This is a genomic window from Microbacterium istanbulense (genome assembly GCF_037204145.1).
GTDB classification, from domain to species: domain Bacteria; phylum Actinomycetota; class Actinomycetes; order Actinomycetales; family Microbacteriaceae; genus Microbacterium; species Microbacterium istanbulense.
Window position 1 is genome coordinate 18,948 of sequence record NZ_JBBDGN010000016.1, and the last position, 16,574, is coordinate 35,521.

Annotated in this window: 17 protein-coding genes and 1 tRNA gene; 5 read left to right on the forward strand and 13 right to left on the reverse strand. The window is 67.0% G+C overall.

Going from position 1 to position 16,574, the window contains the following annotated elements; all coding sequences use genetic code 11:
- Positions 1–16: 16 nt before the first annotated feature.
- Genes WDU93_RS13655 through WDU93_RS13680 form a run of 6 tightly spaced genes read right to left on the reverse strand, consistent with a single transcriptional unit; the run spans position 17 to position 7,097 of the window.
- Positions 17–1,750 carry a protein kinase domain-containing protein gene (locus WDU93_RS13655; RefSeq protein WP_337321578.1) on the reverse strand — a complete coding sequence of 578 codons (1,734 nt, stop codon included), beginning with the start codon at positions 1,748–1,750 and terminating at the stop codon, positions 17–19.
- Positions 1,747–3,207 (reverse strand): peptidoglycan D,D-transpeptidase FtsI family protein, encoded by a 1,461-nt coding sequence (locus WDU93_RS13660; RefSeq protein ID WP_337321580.1) that lies wholly within the window; start codon positions 3,205–3,207, stop codon positions 1,747–1,749. The genes WDU93_RS13655 and WDU93_RS13660 overlap by 4 nt, the downstream gene beginning before the upstream one ends.
- Positions 3,204–4,586 carry an FtsW/RodA/SpoVE family cell cycle protein gene (locus WDU93_RS13665; RefSeq protein ID WP_337321582.1) on the reverse strand — a complete coding sequence of 461 codons (1,383 nt, stop codon included), beginning with the start codon at positions 4,584–4,586 and terminating at the stop codon, positions 3,204–3,206. Before WDU93_RS13665 ends, WDU93_RS13660 begins: the two co-directional genes overlap by 4 nt.
- Entirely contained in the window at positions 4,583–5,884 is a 1,302-nt protein-coding gene (locus tag WDU93_RS13670) for a PP2C family protein-serine/threonine phosphatase (RefSeq protein WP_337321584.1), read from the reverse strand. The genes WDU93_RS13665 and WDU93_RS13670 overlap by 4 nt, the downstream gene beginning before the upstream one ends.
- 8 nt (positions 5,885–5,892) lie before the next feature.
- Positions 5,893–6,402 (reverse strand): FHA domain-containing protein FhaB/FipA, encoded by a 510-nt coding sequence (locus WDU93_RS13675; protein WP_337321586.1) that lies wholly within the window; start codon positions 6,400–6,402, stop codon positions 5,893–5,895.
- Positions 6,399–7,097 (reverse strand): DUF3662 and FHA domain-containing protein, encoded by a 699-nt coding sequence (locus tag WDU93_RS13680; protein WP_337321588.1) that lies wholly within the window; start codon positions 7,095–7,097, stop codon positions 6,399–6,401. The genes WDU93_RS13675 and WDU93_RS13680 overlap by 4 nt, the downstream gene beginning before the upstream one ends.
- A gap of 265 nt (positions 7,098–7,362) precedes the next feature.
- Here WDU93_RS13680 and WDU93_RS13685 point away from each other — a divergent pair.
- Both WDU93_RS13685 and WDU93_RS13690 read left to right on the forward strand, forming a co-directional pair.
- Positions 7,363–7,446: transfer RNA gene (locus WDU93_RS13685), tRNA-Leu, on the forward strand.
- A gap of 158 nt (positions 7,447–7,604) precedes the next feature.
- Complete coding sequence (locus tag WDU93_RS13690) at positions 7,605–8,267, forward strand: alpha/beta fold hydrolase (protein ID WP_337321590.1); 663 nt, start codon at positions 7,605–7,607, stop codon at positions 8,265–8,267.
- Between the two features lie 33 nt (positions 8,268–8,300).
- Here WDU93_RS13690 and WDU93_RS13695 read toward each other — a convergent pair whose 3' ends face one another.
- Together WDU93_RS13695 and WDU93_RS13700 are read right to left on the reverse strand one after the other, a co-directional pair.
- On the reverse strand, positions 8,301–9,560 hold the full coding sequence (locus WDU93_RS13695) for a tyrosine-type recombinase/integrase (protein ID WP_337321592.1): 1,260 nt from the start codon (positions 9,558–9,560) through the stop codon (positions 8,301–8,303).
- Positions 9,557–10,210, reverse strand: coding sequence for a helix-turn-helix domain-containing protein (locus WDU93_RS13700; RefSeq protein ID WP_337321595.1), 654 nt, complete (start codon positions 10,208–10,210; stop codon positions 9,557–9,559). The genes WDU93_RS13695 and WDU93_RS13700 overlap by 4 nt, the downstream gene beginning before the upstream one ends.
- Before the next feature lie 98 nt (positions 10,211–10,308).
- On the opposite strand from WDU93_RS13700, the gene WDU93_RS13705 reads away from it, so the two are divergent.
- The 3 genes from WDU93_RS13705 to WDU93_RS13715 all read left to right on the forward strand — a co-directional run bounded on the left by WDU93_RS13705 (position 10,309) and on the right by WDU93_RS13715 (position 11,279).
- The gene (locus WDU93_RS13705) at positions 10,309–10,533 is read left to right on the forward strand and encodes a helix-turn-helix domain-containing protein (protein ID WP_248539278.1); all 225 of its coding nucleotides are present in this window, start codon (positions 10,309–10,311) and stop codon (positions 10,531–10,533) included.
- A gap of 110 nt (positions 10,534–10,643) precedes the next feature.
- A complete protein-coding gene (locus WDU93_RS13710; protein ID WP_337321601.1) occupies positions 10,644–10,844 on the forward strand; it encodes a hypothetical protein in 201 nt (66 codons plus the stop codon).
- 21 nt (positions 10,845–10,865) lie between these two features.
- Entirely contained in the window at positions 10,866–11,279 is a 414-nt protein-coding gene (locus tag WDU93_RS13715; RefSeq protein ID WP_337321604.1) for a Fic/DOC family protein, read from the forward strand.
- A gap of 190 nt (positions 11,280–11,469) precedes the next feature.
- Here the strand turns inward: WDU93_RS13715 and WDU93_RS13720 are convergent, their stop codons facing one another.
- The 5 genes from WDU93_RS13720 to WDU93_RS13740 all read right to left on the reverse strand — a co-directional run bounded on the left by WDU93_RS13720 (position 11,470) and on the right by WDU93_RS13740 (position 16,550).
- Entirely contained in the window at positions 11,470–11,898 is a 429-nt protein-coding gene (locus tag WDU93_RS13720; RefSeq protein ID WP_337321606.1) for a hypothetical protein, read from the reverse strand.
- 65 nt (positions 11,899–11,963) lie between these two features.
- Positions 11,964–12,620, reverse strand: a complete 657-nt coding sequence (locus tag WDU93_RS13725; protein ID WP_337321609.1) for a hypothetical protein — start codon at positions 12,618–12,620, stop codon at positions 11,964–11,966.
- A gap of 539 nt (positions 12,621–13,159) precedes the next feature.
- Positions 13,160–15,121, reverse strand: a complete 1,962-nt coding sequence (locus WDU93_RS13730) for a variable surface family protein (protein WP_337321611.1) — start codon at positions 15,119–15,121, stop codon at positions 13,160–13,162.
- Positions 15,118–15,447 (reverse strand): helix-turn-helix domain-containing protein, encoded by a 330-nt coding sequence (locus WDU93_RS13735; RefSeq protein WP_337321613.1) that lies wholly within the window; start codon positions 15,445–15,447, stop codon positions 15,118–15,120. Before WDU93_RS13735 ends, WDU93_RS13730 begins: the two co-directional genes overlap by 4 nt.
- Complete coding sequence (locus WDU93_RS13740) at positions 15,447–16,550, reverse strand: tyrosine-type recombinase/integrase (protein ID WP_337321615.1); 1,104 nt, start codon at positions 16,548–16,550, stop codon at positions 15,447–15,449. The genes WDU93_RS13735 and WDU93_RS13740 overlap by 1 nt, the downstream gene beginning before the upstream one ends.
- Between the last annotated feature and the right edge of the window lie 24 nt (positions 16,551–16,574).

The window sequence follows — 16,574 nt, forward strand, 5'->3', positions numbered from 1 at the left end:
CGGTACGACGTCAAGATTACCCGTCGGAACCGTCGCCGCCGGTCTCCCCGTTGGGCACGGCGGGCAGGATGACGGCGCCGGGCATCGCATCCGACTGCTCGGACGGGCGCTCACCGCAGAACGCGCGGTAGGTCGCGCTGACCTGCTGGCCGGCCGTGCCAGGGATGATCTTCGTCGAGAGCACACCGGGCCCAAAACTCAGGATCGACTGACCGGGTTCTTCTGGATCGTCAAACGTGGCATTCGTCAGTGTCACCTCGAACGAGGTGCGCGAGCCCGTTCCCGAGGGGCACTCGAAGTTGGGCCACGACAGCGTGATCGCCTGTCCCTCGACGGGCTCGCCAGCCAAGCTCGGCGTGCCGCTGGGCTTGCCGATCGCGGTCTGGTCGGAGTAGGTGGTCAGCGTGATCGTGGTGCCCTCTTCGACGTTGCCAGAGGGGTTCACCCGATAGATCTGGCCCACCTGCTTGCTGTCGCTCGCCGCATCGCCCGCGACGCAGTTCGCCTTGAGGCCCTCATCCGTCAGCGTTGCCGTCGCCTCGTCACACGTCATGCCCTCAAGGCCGAGTGCTGAGACGTCGATGAGCTCGGGTTCGGGCGTCGGCGTCTCGGATTCGGTCTCTTCCGGGGTGGGCGCCTGGCTCGTGGTCGTCTCGACCGGGTCGGGCTCACCCTGGTTCGCGAACAGCGCCCGCACGGTGCCGCCGATCACCAGCAGCAGCAGCACGATGAGGGCGATCAGCGGCCACGTCCACGGGCTGCGCTTCTTCTTCTTGTCCTCTTCGGCCGCGGCCGCCTCGCCAGCAGCCGGAAGCTGCGCGGTCGTGGCCAGGACGCGGGTGGAGTCATCGCCCACACCGAGCACGCGCGTGGCGTCGTCGGCGGGGTTGCCGGTCGCGATGGCCGGCACCGCGATGGCGGCGGAGTTCAGGTCGCCCCGACGCAGGGCCTGCGCGGCGCGTGCCACGGTCGCTGCCGACGAGGGACGGTCGGCGGGCTTCTTGGCGATCATCGCCATCACGAGGTTCTGCACCGGGATGGGCACGGTCGCCGGCAGCGGCGGAGGCTGCTCGTTGATCTGCGCCATGGCGATCGCGACCTGCGACTCGCCCGTGAACGGACGCTTGCCCGCGAGGCACTCGTAGGCGACGATGCCGAGCGAGTAGATGTCGGTCGCGGGCGATGCCGCGTGCCCCGACGCCTGCTCGGGAGAGAGGTACTGCACGGTGCCCATCACCTGACCGGTAGCCGTCAGCGGCACCTGGTCGGCGATGCGGGCGATGCCGAAGTCGGTGATCTTCACGCGGCCGTCGGGCGTGATCAGCAGGTTGCCCGGCTTGATGTCGCGGTGCACGAGACCCGCCGCGTGCGCGGCCTGCAGGGCGGATGCCGTCTGCGCGACGATGTCGAGGGTCTTGTCGGCGCTGAGGGGGCCGTCACGCTCGATGATGGTCGACAGCGCCTCACCGGGCACGAGCTCCATCACGAGGTAGGCGGAGCCGTTCTCCTCGCCGTAGTCGAACACGCTCGCGATGCCCTCGTGGTTGACGAGCGCGGCGTGCCTGGCCTCGGCGCGGAAGCGCTCGAGGAAGCCAGGGTCGCCCATGTACTCGTCCTTGAGGATCTTGATGGCGACGGTGCGTCCGATGACGTGATCCGTCGCCTCCCACACCTCGCCCATGCCGCCGATCGCGATCCGCGACTGCAGCTCGTAGCGACCACCGAACGACACACCCTGCGTCGGCCTCATCTGCCCAGCACCGCCTCTATGACCTTCTTCGCAATCGGTGCGGCAATGCCGTTACCGCTGCCTGATTGACCCTTACCACCGCCGTCTTCGACGACGACTGCCACCGCCACCTGCGGGTTATCCGCGGGGGCGGAACCTGTGAACCACAGCGTGTATGGACGACTGTCGCCGTTCTGCGCTGTTCCGGTCTTCCCGGCGACGTCGACCCCGTCTATTCTTGCACCCGTCGCCGCCCCGGACTGGACCCCGGAGACCAGCGCCTGGGTGATCGCATCGGCATCCGCGGCATCCAACACCTGCTGGTACACGGTGTCTTCGTACTCGTGGTGCACGGCGAAGTCGTCGCCGATCACCCGGTCGACCATGCGGGGCGTCATGACCACGCCGTCGTTCGCGATCCCCGCGGCCACCATCGCCATCTGCAGGGGCGTCGCGGTGACCTGCCCCTGACCGAAACCGGTCAGGGCCGTCTCGGGCTCGTTGAGCGACGACGGGTAGCTCGACGGGGTGACCGCCAGCGGAATGGAGAGATCCGCGTTGAAGCCGAACTTCTCGGCCGTCTCGCGGATCGCCTTGTCGCCCAGTTCGACCGCGAGCTCGGCCATCGGGATGTTGCAGCTCAGTTCGAGCGCCTGCGCGATGGTCGTCGTCTTGCCGCCGCCGCCGCACGTCGTGCCCGAGGCGTTCGAGATCGAGGTCGAGGTGCCGGGCAGCGTATAGCGCGCCGGGTTGGGCAGCTCACTGTCCATGGTCCACTCACCGCTGGCGAGGGCGGCCGCGGCGACGACGATCTTGAACGTCGAGCCGGGAGGGTTCAGGTTGCCGGCGATCGCGCGGTTGTACAGCGGGTTGGTCGGATCGTCGGAGAGCCGGTCGTGTGCGGCGTTCACCGCCGTCGCGTCGTGCGAGGCCAGCTCGTTGGTGTCGAAACCGGGAGTGGATGCCATCGCCAGCACGCGTCCGGTCGCCGGCTCGATCGCCACGACGGCACCCTGCAGGCCCTGCAGGGCATCCCATGCTGCCTTCTGCGCGGCCGGGTCCAGGGTGAGCTCGACGCTCAGGCCCTGCTGCGGCTGCCCGGAGAGGATGCGCTCGATCTCGCCGAAGAACGCGTTCGATCCGGTGCCCGAGAGGTCGGCGTTCATGGCGTTCTCGATGCCGGTCGAGGACTGCAGGGCGGGGTTGAAGTATCCCGTCACGGGGGCCCACATCGCGGCATCCTGATACACGCGCTGGTACTGGTACATGTCGTCGGCGGGTACCGACGTCGCGATCGCCGTGCCGTCGACGATGATCGACCCGCGCTGGATCTCGTAGCTGTCCAGCTGGGTGCGCTTGTTGTACCGGTTCTGGGCGAGCGTGTCGGCGGCGACCACCTGAATCCAGCTGGTCGCGATGAACAGCGACAAGAACATGGCGAGCATCACGATGCTCAGCCGGCGCAGCTCCTTGGTCATCCGATCACCGTCCTCGGCTGGCGGCGCACGCCGTCGCTGATCCGCAACAGCAGGGCGACGATGAGCCAGTTGGCGATCAGCGACGACCCACCGGCCGCGAGGAACGGCGTGGTCAGACCCGTCAGCGGGATCACCCGGGTGACGCCGCCGACCATGATGAACACCTGCAACGCGAGCGTGAACGACAGGCCGACCGCGAGCAGCTTGCCGAAGTCGTCCTGCCCGGCGAGGCCGATGCGAAGGCCGCGGCTGATGAACACCATGTACAGGCAGAGGATGGCGAACAGGCCGACGATCCCCAGCTCTTCACCGAGGCTGGTGATGATGTAGTCGCTGTGCGCGAGGGGCGTGATCTGCGGGCGACCCTGACCCCAGCCGGTGCCGATGAGACCACCGTGCGCCAGACCGAACAGACCCTGCATGGGCTGGTAGCCGGCGTTCTGCGGGTCGACCTTGTCGGCGTCGAACAGGAACAGCCAGTTCGTGAAGCGGCCCTGCACGTAGCTGAGCACCTGGGTCGCGACGGCGACACCGGCGGCGACCATGCCCAGACCGATGAGTACCCAGCTGGTCTTGCCCGTGGCGACGTAGAGCATGGCGACGAACATGCCGAAGATGAGGGTTCCGGTGCCGAGGTCGCGCTGGGTGACGATGATGCCGAGCGAGATCAGCCACACCACCACGACCGGCCCGAGCTCGCGCATGCGCGGCCAAGTGATGCCCAGGAACTTCTTGCCCACCGACGACAGGCTCTCGCGGGTGCGCACGAGGTAGCCGGCGAAGAAGATCGCCAGGCAGATCTTCGCCAGCTCACCCGGCTGGAACGAGATGAACCCGCCCAGCGACACCCACACCTGCGCGTTCGCGTCGGCGATGCGAAGGCCGGGCACGAACGGCAGCAGCAGCAGCACGATGCCGACCAGGCCGAAGATGTAGGTGAAGCGGTAGAGCACGCGGTAGTTGCGCAGCAGGATGACCACCGCGATGGCCCCGGCGATTGAGATGCCCGTCCACGCGAGCTGCTTGCTCGAGAAGGCATCCCATCCGGTCAGGCCCTTGGCGATGTCGATCCGGTAGATCATCGCGATGCCGAGACCGGTGAGCAGCGTCGCGATCGGCACAACGAAGGGGTCGGCGTCGGATGCCACCACGCGCAGCACAACATGCAGCGCGAAGGCGAGGGCGGCGAGGATGCCGCCGATCACGAAGATCATCGGGTCGATGGCGCCCAGGGCGCCCAGCTGCACGAGCGTGAGGGCAGCGGCCGAGATCGCGACGGCGAACAGCAGCAGCCAGAACTCGCGGTTGCGCTGCTTCTGGGGGGTGCGGATCTTGCGCAGCGCCGTGACGACGCTGGTGTCTGCGGAGACGGCGGTCATGGTGTCGGCTCCCCCGTTCCGGTCGGCGTGGGCGTCGGGGTGGGGGTGATGTCGGGCAGCGGCGCGTGCGCGTTGGCCGCGAGACGTTCGGTGATCGCCTGGGCGTCGGCGAGCGAGCGCGCGTTGATCGTGCGCTCGACCGACGAGCGCTGGTACGGGGCGAGGTCGGCGAGCAGGATGCCGGTGTCTTCGACCTCGGTCGAGAGCGAGATCGGGCCGAGGCTCTGCTGCACGCCACGGAAGATCACGACGCTGTCCTCGTCGGCGCCGACGTAGTAGCGCGTCTGGGTCCACTGGTAGCCGAGCCAGCCCGCGCCGGCGAGCAGCAGCAGACCGGCCAGCAGCGCGGCGATCCAGCCGATGCGGCGACGGCGCCCGCGGCGCTGGTCTTCTTCGATGAGCTCGTCGAGGTAGGCGGCTGCCGGCTCGAAGTGGGTGGGCTCGTTCGCGGCCTGGCGCACGGGGTGCAGCCAGCCGGTGAGCGACGGGCGGGGTGCGGGCGCCGGCACCGGAATGTCGCTCGGGGTCGCGGCGGCACCGACGATGGTGGCCGTGCCGGACGAGAGCGGGTGCGCGCCGCCGACATCGACGATGACAACCGTGACGTTGTCGGGGGCGCCGCCGTCGAGGGCCTGCTTGAGCAGATTGTCGGCCGTGCGTCCTGGGGGCAGACCCACCCGCATGGCCTTGGCGATGTGGGCCTCGTCGACGACGCCGGAGAGGCCGTCAGAGCACAGCAGCCACCGGTCGCCCGGCAGGGTGGGCATGACGAACATGTCCAGGTCGGGGGCGATATCCATGTCGCTGAGCACCCGCATCAGCACGGAGCGGCGGGGGTGGTAGCGCGCCTCTTCGAGGGTGATCCGACCGGAGTCGACCAGGCGCTGCACGAACGTGTGGTCGGCGGTGATCTGGGTGAGCTCGTCGTCGCGGTACAGGTAGATGCGCGAGTCGCCGATGTGGCCGATGACGGCGTAGTCGTCGACCATGATGATGGCGCTCAGCGTGGTGCCGAGCCCGGCCAGCTCCGGTCGCTCCTTCGCGGCGCGGATGAGGTCGCCGGCCGCAGTGGTGGCGGCCGCCTGCAGCGCCGCCTGCGCGTCATCGGTGGACGGGTAGGTGTGGTCGAGGCCCTCCATGCGGCCGATGGCGATGCTGGATGCCACATCACCGCCGGCGTGCCCGCCCATGCCGTCAGCGACGACGAAGAGGTTGGCCCCGGAGTATCCGGAGTCCTGGTTGTTGGAGCGGACCTTCCCGGTGTGGGAGATCGCGGCGCTCGAGCCCTCGAAGACCATGGCCGCCGTTATGCCCGCAGCTCGAACGTCGTGGCGCCGACCTTGATCGGCGTGCCGATGCCGATCGACTGCGCGCGGTCGGAGAGCCGGACTCCGGCGAGGAAGGTGCCGTTCGTGGAGCCGAGATCCTGGATGGTCCAGGTGCCGCCGCGCAGGGCGAGGCGTGCGTGGTGGCTGGAGGTGTAGTCGTCGCGGATGACCAGGCCCGACTCGCTGGAGCGGCCGATCGTCATGGGTTCGGAACCGAGCGGGATCTCGAGTCCCGCCTTCGGGCCGGAGGTGATCACCAGGCGCGTGGCGGTGGTGGCCGTTGCCGGGCCTGCGGCGCCTCCGCCGCTGCCCGAGCGGGGCCTGGCGGCTACGGGAGCGGGAGCCGGGGCGGCGGCCTGCTCGGCCGGCAGCTTGCGCACCCGCACACCGAACAGGTCGGCGCGCAGCGAGTAGACGACGCCGAAGACGAACAGCCACAGCATCACGAGGAAGCCGATGCGCAGGATGAGGAGGACGAGTTCGCTCATGACAGACCCCCGCGCGGTGTCGTGCTCGGGGTGGTCACCGGAACCACCTTGAAGTGCAGTTCGGTGCGCCCGATGGTGAAGGTGGAGTCGGTGGGCAGCGCCGCCTCACGGATCTTCTCGCCATGCAGCTTGGTGCCGTTGGTCGAGCCGAGGTCGCGCAGCATGGCGCGCTCGCCGTCCCAGAGGATCTCGGCATGGCGGCGGCTGGATCCGGCATCCGTGATGGTGATGTCAGCATCCGTCCCTCGGCCGATGACGGTGCGGGCGGCGGTGAGCGGATGCCGGCGGCCGTCGATCTCGACGACGCCTTGCCAGCTCACCCGGCCCTCGGCGGAGCCGGCGTCGACGTGCACGGTGCCGGTGGCGACCTTGTCGTCGGCCTCGATCGCGATCGCGAGCGGGCCGGCGAAGCTGTAGCCCTGCGTGGAGGCGTGGCTGGAGAGCAGGGCGAGCAGCTCTTCGTTCAGGGCGCGGCCGAGCGCCTGCATCCGCTGGGTGTCGTCGGGGCTGAGCCGCACGACGTAGTCGTTCGGGGTGAGGATGCGGTCGCGGCTGACGATCGCAGCCTTCGTGTCGGCCTCGCGGCGCAGCGCCGAGGCGATCTCGACAGGCTGGATGCCGCTGCGGAAGGTCTTGGCGAACGCGCTGTTCACGGCGCGCTCAAGACCTTTCTCAAAGCTGTCAAGTAGTCCCACTGGGCTCCTCTGGCATGCAGACTGGTGTGCCCATCGTAGCGAGGGCGCCTGAACATGCACCTTTTCGGGTCCTTCTGGCCTTTCGTGGCGCGGGCGGGCGGCTCCGCGCCTCGACGCGCCGATTCTGCCCCGACGCGCCTGCGCGCGGTCGGCGCCTCGTCGCAGAAGCGGCGTCTCGAGCCGGATGCCGCCGCATACGGCCGTGTTCAGAGTGGGCGTTCGTGCGTGTTATTCTCTTCAGGTTGAGTTCTTCGGAACATGACATGCGCGAGTGGCGGAATAGGTAGACGCGCTGGCTTCAGGTGCCAGTGTTCGCAAGGACGTGGGGGTTCAAGTCCCCCCTCGCGCACAGAACGAAAACAGCCCCTGACCAGGAGTCTTATACTCCGAGTCAGGGGCTGTTTCGCGCGAAAGTGCTAGAAAAAGTGCTAAGCCTCCCCGACGGAGTCGGGATGTTCCTACGCCTCCGCGCATGGCGGTGTCAGCATGAGCTGAGAACATAGGGGTATGTCTTCCGTCCAGTCCGTGGTGTTCTTGCATGGCTTGGGCGAGGGGCCAGGCGTCTGGGATGCGCAGCGCGCCGCCTTACCATCAGGCTTCGAGGGCGTGGCGGTCGATGTGTTCGGCGGAGCTGACTCGGGTCTGGCCTCGGGGCTTGGTCTCGAGGGAGCCGCGACCCACGTGGTGGACGAGCTCGACCGCTGGGGGATCGAGCAGGCGCATGTGTGCGGATTGTCGCTCGGGGCGATGATCGCGCTGCAACTCGCGCTGGATCATCCGACGCGTGTGCGGTCGTTGACGTTGGCCGCGGGGCAGGTGAAGCCGCCGAGGGTGCTCATGGCGGTGCAGTCGGCGGTGATGCGCGTGCTTCCGTCATCCGTGTTCGAGAGGCAGGGCGCAGCGAAAGACGTGATGCTCCCCGTGTTGCGAGCAGTGGGCCGGGTCGACTTCTCGGCGCGGCTCGCGTCGGTATCGGTGCCGACGCTCGTGCTGTACGGTTCCAAGGATCGCCCGAACCTGCCGGCAGCCCGGCAGCTCGCGCAGGGCATCCGCGACGCACGGCTGCACATCATTCCCGGGGCGGGTCATCAGTCGCATGTGCAGGCCCCCGAGGAGTTCTCGCGCGCATTGGGGGCCTTCCTGGGTGGGGCTGCCGCAAACGGCAAGTAGCAAGCTCTGCGCTGGCGCGTGAGGCGCTGTGTCTCAGGAGCCGAGGTGGGCGGCGAAGCGGTTTACTGCCGAGCGCTGCATGGTCGGGGTGACGTGGGAGTAGATGTTCATCGTCGTCGTGATCGTTGAGTGCCCCAACCGCTCCTGCACGACCTTGGGGTGTTCGCCGAGTTCGAGCAGCAAGGTCGCGTGGGTGTGACGTAGGCCTTTGATCGTGACCCGGTGCAGGGAGTCGAACTTCGCGGTCGCCCACTTGAGGCGGCGATCCCAGCGGCTGGTCATCGCGTCGGGTGAGCGGAGCTTCCCGTCGTCGTCGCCAAAGACGTAGGCGTCGGCTTTCGCCAGCTCGAACGACACCTCTGCGCGCGCCACCTTGTAGGAGGCGAGCACCTTGAGGGTTTCGGCGTCGACGTCGATGACGCGGGCTTGACCGGTCTTGGTGGTCTTCGTCTTCGTCCAGTCGTCGGTATCGACGGCGCGGCGGATGCTGATTCGCATCGTCTTCGTGTTGATATCCGACCATTTCAGGGAGAGGGCTTCCGAGCGGCGCATCCCGGTGTAGGCGATGAGCCTCCACAGCGGGAACAGCTCGTCTTCCAATGTGTCGCGGTTCCAGGTGAGGAAGGTTTGCAACTGCTCGGCCGTCCACGTCGCGATCTCGGGTTTCTGCGCCCGCACCTCGCTGGACTTCGGCGGTTTCACGGTGCGCTTCTTCTTCGCCGGGTTCACCGTCAGATGCCCGTTGTCAATCGCCGCGTCGAGAATCGCCCCGAGCACGACATGCACCTTGTGAACCGAGTTCGCAGAGAGCGGCTGTCCTTTGCCGTACTCGTCGTTGCGGCCGTGGTCTTCGAGGTCGCGGTAGTGTCGGGCGATCCTCGTGGCGGTGAGCATGTCGAGCCGGATCGTGCCGAGCTGGGGGCGGATGTGGTTGCGGATGATCTTCTTGTACCCCGTGATCGTGGACGCCGCGAGCTTGAGCCCCGCCGCCCACTCATCCGCATAGCCGCCCACGGTAGGAACCTTGTTGCCGAACTTCTCGTTCTGCTTCCGCTGCTTCAACGCCTCCTGCAAGGCATCGTTGGCCTCGTCGGTGCTGGTGAACCCGGAGCGGGTCAGCCGCCGTGATCCCATCTCGGGGTACTCGGGGTCTTTCAGGACGTAGATCTGGAACCGCCACCGCTTCCCCGTGTCGGTGTCGTAGGCCTGGATCGAGCCCGGCTGCCGAGAACGCGAGCGTCGCTGCTGCTTCTCAGCCCCGCCGCTCTGCCCTGCGGGGCGCTTCGTGGTCATGACAGTGTCTTTCTCGCGGTGGTCTTGCCGGGCCGGTGGGTGTCGGCGTAGTTCTCGGCGTAGTCGGCGGCGTTGAACACACGCCCCTCCGGGTCGAGCTGCACGCCCCGCTCCTGGATCACGCGCGCCCGCGCCCGCGCCGTCTCCAGGCGTTCCTGGTAGGCGGCGATGGTCTTCGGGTGCGCACTCGGCTTCGCCGGGTCGTCCTTGCTGGGGGCGGTCATGCCCGCGAGGGTGGTTTCGAGATGGTGGATGCGGTCGGTGCAGATCACCCACTCCTGCTGCCAGTAGTTGAACAGCCCCTCATCGGTCAGCACGAGTTCCCCGCGCATCCACCGGTCGATCTCCTCCGGCTCATACTCCTCCGGCACCCCGGTCAGGGTCGTCTGCTCGTCGGGCGGGGTCAGGAGTGCGGCAGGGGTGGTGCGCAGCAGGTAGGCGATCACGGTGAGGTCGTCCACGTCCACGCGGCGATCCCCGGCCTCTAGTTTGCTGATGCCCGAGGTGGAGAGCTTGCGCCCGGCGGCTTTCAGCCCGTCGGACATGGTGCGTAGGTCCATGCCGATCGCTTGGCGTGCGGTGCGGATGTTCTGCGCGACGTGCGTGTTGGTGATGCCTGCGGGGTTGCCCCGCACCCTCTCTGTTTCCATAGTAGAAAACTACAACGCAATGCTTGACAGCGCAAGTGCGATTCTCTACGGTGGGAGGAACCACATTTCTCGGCGCTGACACGAACGGATGGTGCGACATGCGGCAGAGCACCCTCGATATGGACGACCTCCGTAAGCGGCGCAGCCTCGTCATCACCCGCAAGGAAGCCGCTGAAGCCCTTGGCGTCGATCCGCGCACGATCACCACGAGCATCAACGAGGGCACCATCCCGCACGTCAAGCTCGGGCGGCGCATCGTGATCCCCCGCGAGAAGTTCCTCGCCCTCTTCGCCGATGCCGTGACCGATACCGGCGAGTCGTGACACTTCCACTGGCGGTGCCGAATCGGCACCCCCGTGTCCGGCTTCCCGGTGAATGTCGGCGGAGCGACGTAAACTGACCCGAGAACGCCAACCACAAGGAGGCACCCCGCATGGCTCTCAAGACTCCCGTGTCCGAGGCCCATGTCCGGCGCGTGCTCGCGGAGGTCGAGGCCGGGCAGGTCACGGCCGGTGCGGTCGTCTCCGACGCGGATCGGGAGATCGCCCGCCGTCAAGTGCGCGGAGAACTGTCCGCGGATGAAGCGGTGCGCGCGGCGATCGCGGCGGCGCTTGACCGCTTCCCCGAGAAGTAACCCGTTCGGGCAGGAGCACCAGTGCCCGACCGCTACAGCTACCCGAACAGCCTGGTTCTGATCAACAAGCTCGGCATCACCGACTACGACCGATGGAAAGCCGTCGAGACGGCCGCGATCCATCAGCGCATGGTTGAACTCACCGAGCACCCGATCCCCGGTCGATTCGACCTCCCGCACTTGCAGGCCATCCACCGGCACCTGACGCGCGACCTGTATGCCTGGGGCGGCGACATCCGCGACACCGACACGCACCCCGGCGGCACGGGCATCGCACATTGCCGCCCGCCGTTCATCGTGTCCGAGGCCGAGCGCGTCTTCGGCGAACTCGCCGCCCGCGACCACCTCCGCGGCCTGGACGCGGATGCGTTCTCCGACGGGCTGGCATGGGTGTGGGGTGAGACGACTACCGGTGTAAGTGCATTATCCGGGTGAGAACTATCCCGTGGTTTCCGAGTGACTGACGCGCTCTGGCGGCTCGCCAACGTGCAGGGTTGTGATTTGCGGCGACAAATGTCGTGGTTCTCACGTTGCTTAATGTCGGATGAGGAGGGCTTCTTGCGCTGTGGCCCCGCGGGCGGTGGCGCGATGGCCGCAGGCGGTTCCGGTAGAGGTGTTCTCAGGCCTATACGCGAAGAGCCTCGAGCACGTCGGTGACTGTGTCCGCCGGTGGGTGATCTGCACGGAGATCGAACTCTGCAACGGCCGTCCGACGGGCGTCGTAGGCCTCGATCTTCGCGATCGTTCCTTCACGCCAGATCCGGGTGAACACGACTGTGGGATTCATGACGATTCCTTCGGGGGCGAGGAGCCCGAAGTTGTATAGAGTCTCTGCCCACCAGTAGTTCACTGTCTGCTCCGGGGGCTCCCACTCCGCGGCCTGGTTGGCAGTGATCTTGCGACCGAGTGTCTTGGAGGCTGCGGACGCGATCACGTTCCGATCTGCTGAGGCCGGAGTGGTGAATACCTCACCGCCGATGAGGGTGAACTCGAGCGTGTCCGGGCCGAGCAGGATCTGCCGGATGAGCCCATCGTGCGGGCGGAGGTTCTCCAAGGCGGAAGTTTCCCGGACGGCGTCGCGCCAGAGCGCGACGTCGGCAGGGTCTCGGTCTGGCGTGGTCATTGGTTCAGCGCGTTCTTCACAAAATCGGGGCATTTGCCGTCGATGCCCTCGCAGTAGGCGGTCACCACTCCGTACTTGTCACCCTGATACGAACGGAAATCCACAATGGTGCGCACCCAGACCGTACGAACGACCTTGCAGTTGTTCCCCCAGAAGTCGCACTTGACCTCGTTGGCCGCCAGTCGGTAGCGCCATGATGTGCCGCCGTCGGGGGTTCGCGTTGTGGCTTTCTGGGTGACTACGCGTGGTGTGCGGTATGTCAGGTTGTGCTTGTTGAGGATCTTGTCGTACGGCTGGGACCGCAGCACAACTTGCCGACCACCGAAGTCATTCCACCGGAAGAGTACGTTGTTGGTCGCGGCTGCTCGCGCGGTGGGCGCGGGCTCAGCCTGAACTGTCGGCGCGCTTGAGGCTGTACCGGGGGTCACCTCGATCCCGAGCTGAGCGAGCTCTTCGTCTGAAACAATCGAGCCGACACCGTCTCCGACGTCACCGAGAACCGAGAATATGACGCCCTCAGCAGCGTCGGCGGTCGGGTTAGCCGACGTATCGAACTCGGATGCGGTCGCAGGGGTAGCGGTTGCTAAGGCGAATGCTGTAGCGATCGCGAACATGGAGAGCACAGCCCTGTTGGTGGCCTTTGCCAGATGCATTGACGGAGATCCCTTCCACGAGTTGAAGTCGCTTCTGCCATCGGGCGACAGCAGATGAACTCTCTGGTTAGGTTGTCCTAAGTAGGTGAGCCTGTCAAGGGAGCGGGCGGGGCAACCTGATGTCGGCCTGAGCTTGAAGAGCAGCCCATCGAGAGCGCAGCGGCTGGCCCCACCAAAGCATGTGTTACAGATGACCGTTCATGAGCCGTTGCCCGACCAACGTGCCAAGCCGGCGGGTCGTGTCTCACGGCTTAAAGCACCCCGGGTTCACGCCGAATCCCAACGCAGTGGGAGCACCGAACTGTTCATCATCGATGATGTTGATGCCGACCGGCTCGAGACCGCCGGACTCGAACACAGAACAGACGTCATCCTCATCGGCAAGCCGGTATCGAGAAGCGCCTCGCCCGCCATCCTTAGTTATACAGTCGCACCGGATTCGCCCACGAGTACCGAGCTTCCGAAGCGACGAACTGAACCGCCGCAGGTTCACTGCCGCTGTCGTGCGGGGAGGGGACTGTCAGTTCAACGGTGGCGGCCTATCGGCTGCTGGTTTCTCGCAGCACCGGGTAGTCGCCGCGGGTGCTGCCTGAGAGGTGGGCGTAGTTCTCGAAGGTTGCAACGCTGAAGTCGAGCGTGTCCGCGAGGACTTTGGCTGGGACCGCGCCCGCGAGGCGGAATCGGGCGGTGTTCTGCAACTCGGAGATGGTGACGCCGAGCGGGCGGAGCCGCCGGCGGAGATACTGCGGGTCACGCGGCTGGCCGGGTCGGAGGCCCGGGAACAGCCAGCCATCGGGCGGTGCCTCCGAGAGGAGATCGAGTTGCTCCTTGGCGAGGGCCGCGATCGGATCGGGGAGCGCGAGTGGGCGGTCTCCGATGAGGAGGTCGAGGGCGACGTCTTGATCACGGAGCTGATTGCGGCGCAGGAGAAGAACCTTGCTGGCCGGAAGCCCGTAGACAGCGATCAGCAGCGATGCGAGGCGGGCATCGAGCGCGATGGTGCGATCGGTCGCGAGGATGCGGATGACGTCTTCGAGCTGTTCTTCGGAGGTGCTGATCGTGGGCTCCCGGCGTGGGAGCGTCGCGATGCCGAGGTCGGGTGTGATGTCTCGTTCGGCGGCCCATGTGAGGAACTGAGGGAGCCATCGTCGTGCCGTGCGAAGGGTGATGAACTCCTCGACCTGCGCCTGGGTGAGAGCCCGTAGCGGCGTCTGCTGTTCTTCGATCCAGATGAGGAAGGTCACCAGGCCGCGCAGGGACGCTTTGACGTGCCGTGCCGCTCCAATAGCGATATCGCCGGAGTCGTCTCGGCTGGCGCGGCGCAGCAGCACCCACCGGGTGTAGGTGCGCAGCATCTGGTGATGCTCGGCTGGGGCCTCGGTGATGGTCTGCGTCGCCCAGGCCATCAGCTGCCTCGTGGCGGCCGTGCCGTGGGGCAGGGCACCGGCGTCGAGGAGCAGCGTCCGCAGGTAGATCAACGGCTTGCTCGGTCGAGGCGCGTCGAGCACCGCGCCGATTGAGGCTCGGCTCGATGCGATGTCACGCAGCAACGCCGTGCTCGGTCCCATGCGGAGCCACTTGATGATCTGGGCCGGGCGAGGCTGCGCGAGCAGGTAGTCACGCAGTGCCTGCATCGCAGGAAGGAACTCACCGTCCGGGCCGGTGAGGATGTCGTCGCAGCGGTCGCTGAGCACGCACTTCCCGCAGAGGCGACCGTAGTTGTGCTCTTCGCTGCCGCAGCGGCGGCAGGCGTAACGGGCGGGCTGGCCGGCGCAGCCCGCGCAGCAGGGGTGGTCGTCGGTGCCGAGAAACGCGAGGATGCGCTTCTGCCCGCATCCGGGGCAGGGCGCGGCGTTGCGGAGGATGCGATTGTGACAGGCGAAGCAGTGCGGGCCGTGGAGCATGTTCGCGGCGATCTTCTTCTGCTGCCCGCAGGAGACGCAGCGACGCAGGCGCGGCGGCAGGCAGTTCAGGCAAACCCTTCGCCCGTCGACGCGCCCAACGGTGGTGACGATCTTCCCGCAGTCGTCGCAGGTGAACGTCGGGATGCCGTCCGGGCCGCAGCGTTGGCAGACGCGCTGCCCGTCGGGGTGGGTCGCGGTGAGCTTCTTCATCCGCAAGCACTGTGGGCACTCGTCGTAGGAGCGGCGCTGAGCGCATCGGAAGCACTCGCGCTGCCCGTGCTCGCTGCGGACCTTGACGACCTTCCTGGTTCGGCATGTCGGGCAAAGAGGGAGCCGGATGCCGATCGCGCCGTTGCGGGCGAGGAACGCCAGCAGCATCTGCACCTCCCTCAGCGCTTCGGCGTGCAGCTCACGGGGATCGAACTGTTCGCTGGTCAGCAGTCGCAGCGTCCCGTTCCGCGCGCCTGCTCGCACGATCCTCTCGGCTGCGTCGATGATGACCTGGTCGGGCGCGATCACTCCCTTGATGGTCAGTGCGGCCGCGACGCGACGCCCGAACACCCCGTCCGGCTGTGGGGTGCCGCGCGGGATCGTCACGGCTTCGGACGCTGGACGCGCGCTGGCACGGGACGCAGATCACCGATGTCCTCGATCCTCCCGCCCGTGCCCGTCGCCTCGGCCCTTCGCGCGGCGACCTCTTCGAGGACGAGCAGATCGCTAGGGGTGCAGTCCAGGATCGTGCAGAGCGCGGCGAGGACTTCTACGTTCAGTCGTTGGGGTGTCTGCGTGACCATTCGGAACACCTGCTCGCGGGAGAGCGCGACGCCCTCGGCTTTCAGTGGTTCGAGGAGGTCGGTGGTCTTGAACATGCCCCGCTCGGCCATCAGCGTGCGCAGCCGCCAGGTGATCGTCTTCGTCGTCATCAGGTGCTTCCTTCCGGAAAGTAGAACTTGTCGATCGCCGCCGCCAGGACGCGGTTGCGGTAGTCATCGGTCACCGAGGTGTAGATCGCCGTCGTCGACGCATAAGCGTGCCCGACCTGGGTTTGCACGAACTGCTCCGCGTAGCCCAGCTCGATCAGATGCGTCACGTACGAGTGCCGCAGGCTGTGCAGGGTCAGCTCGCTCGGCAGCCCGGCCTCGTCACGGAGCAGCGCGAACCGCCGATCGAGGTAACGGTCACCGACGCGGGTGCCTCGCTCGGTCGGCCAGAGCCCCGGATGGCTGCCGGGATTGAACTTCTCCCGGACCTGTTCGACGTAGACACGCAACCCGTCGATCGCCCACGCGAACTCCGGCAGCGACAACACCGACCGGCGCTTGGGGATCGACCCTTTCGAGGACTTCCCGTGGCGTACGTGCAGAAGTCCGAACCGGCCCCACTGCGGCGTCTTCGCGTTCGTCCGCAGATCGACCACATCCAGCCCCAGCACCTCACGACGGCGCAGCCCCCACGCGTAAGTCGTCTTGAGCAACTGGGCATCCCGCAGCGCGGCCAGCGCACCCTTTCGGCCCTGCTGCCTCAGCGTCTCTACGCGGGCGTCCGCGACGGCGAACAGCGCGTCCAGCTCGTCGTAGTCCAGCGGCCGCCGACCCGATGTGCCCTCGAAGTCGACGGTGTGCGCGACCGTGTTCCACTCGAAGCACACCTGCGACGGCACCGACCCGAACCGAGACCGACACTCCGCCACCCAGCCGTAGCGCTGGTCGGTGATGAAATCGCAGAACGCGCGCAACGTCAGGTGATAGATCCGCACCGTCGAACGCGCCAACGGGCGGGAGCCGCTGAACAGGCTCGTCGTGAAGTCCTCGACATCACCCGGCAGCCATTCCCACGGGTACGAGTCCGCGAACCGCTGGAAACGCTCCACCTGCCAGCGGCGCATCTGGATCGTCTGCTTGGCGAGGCCCCGACTCACCTGCTGGCGGGAGAACCCATCGAGCATGCCACTGAACACGGCCGCGTCCTCGCGCAACGGCACGACGCCCGGCTGTCGAAGCAGCAACACCTCCACATCCTCACTCATCCCATCATTATTGCATCTAACACA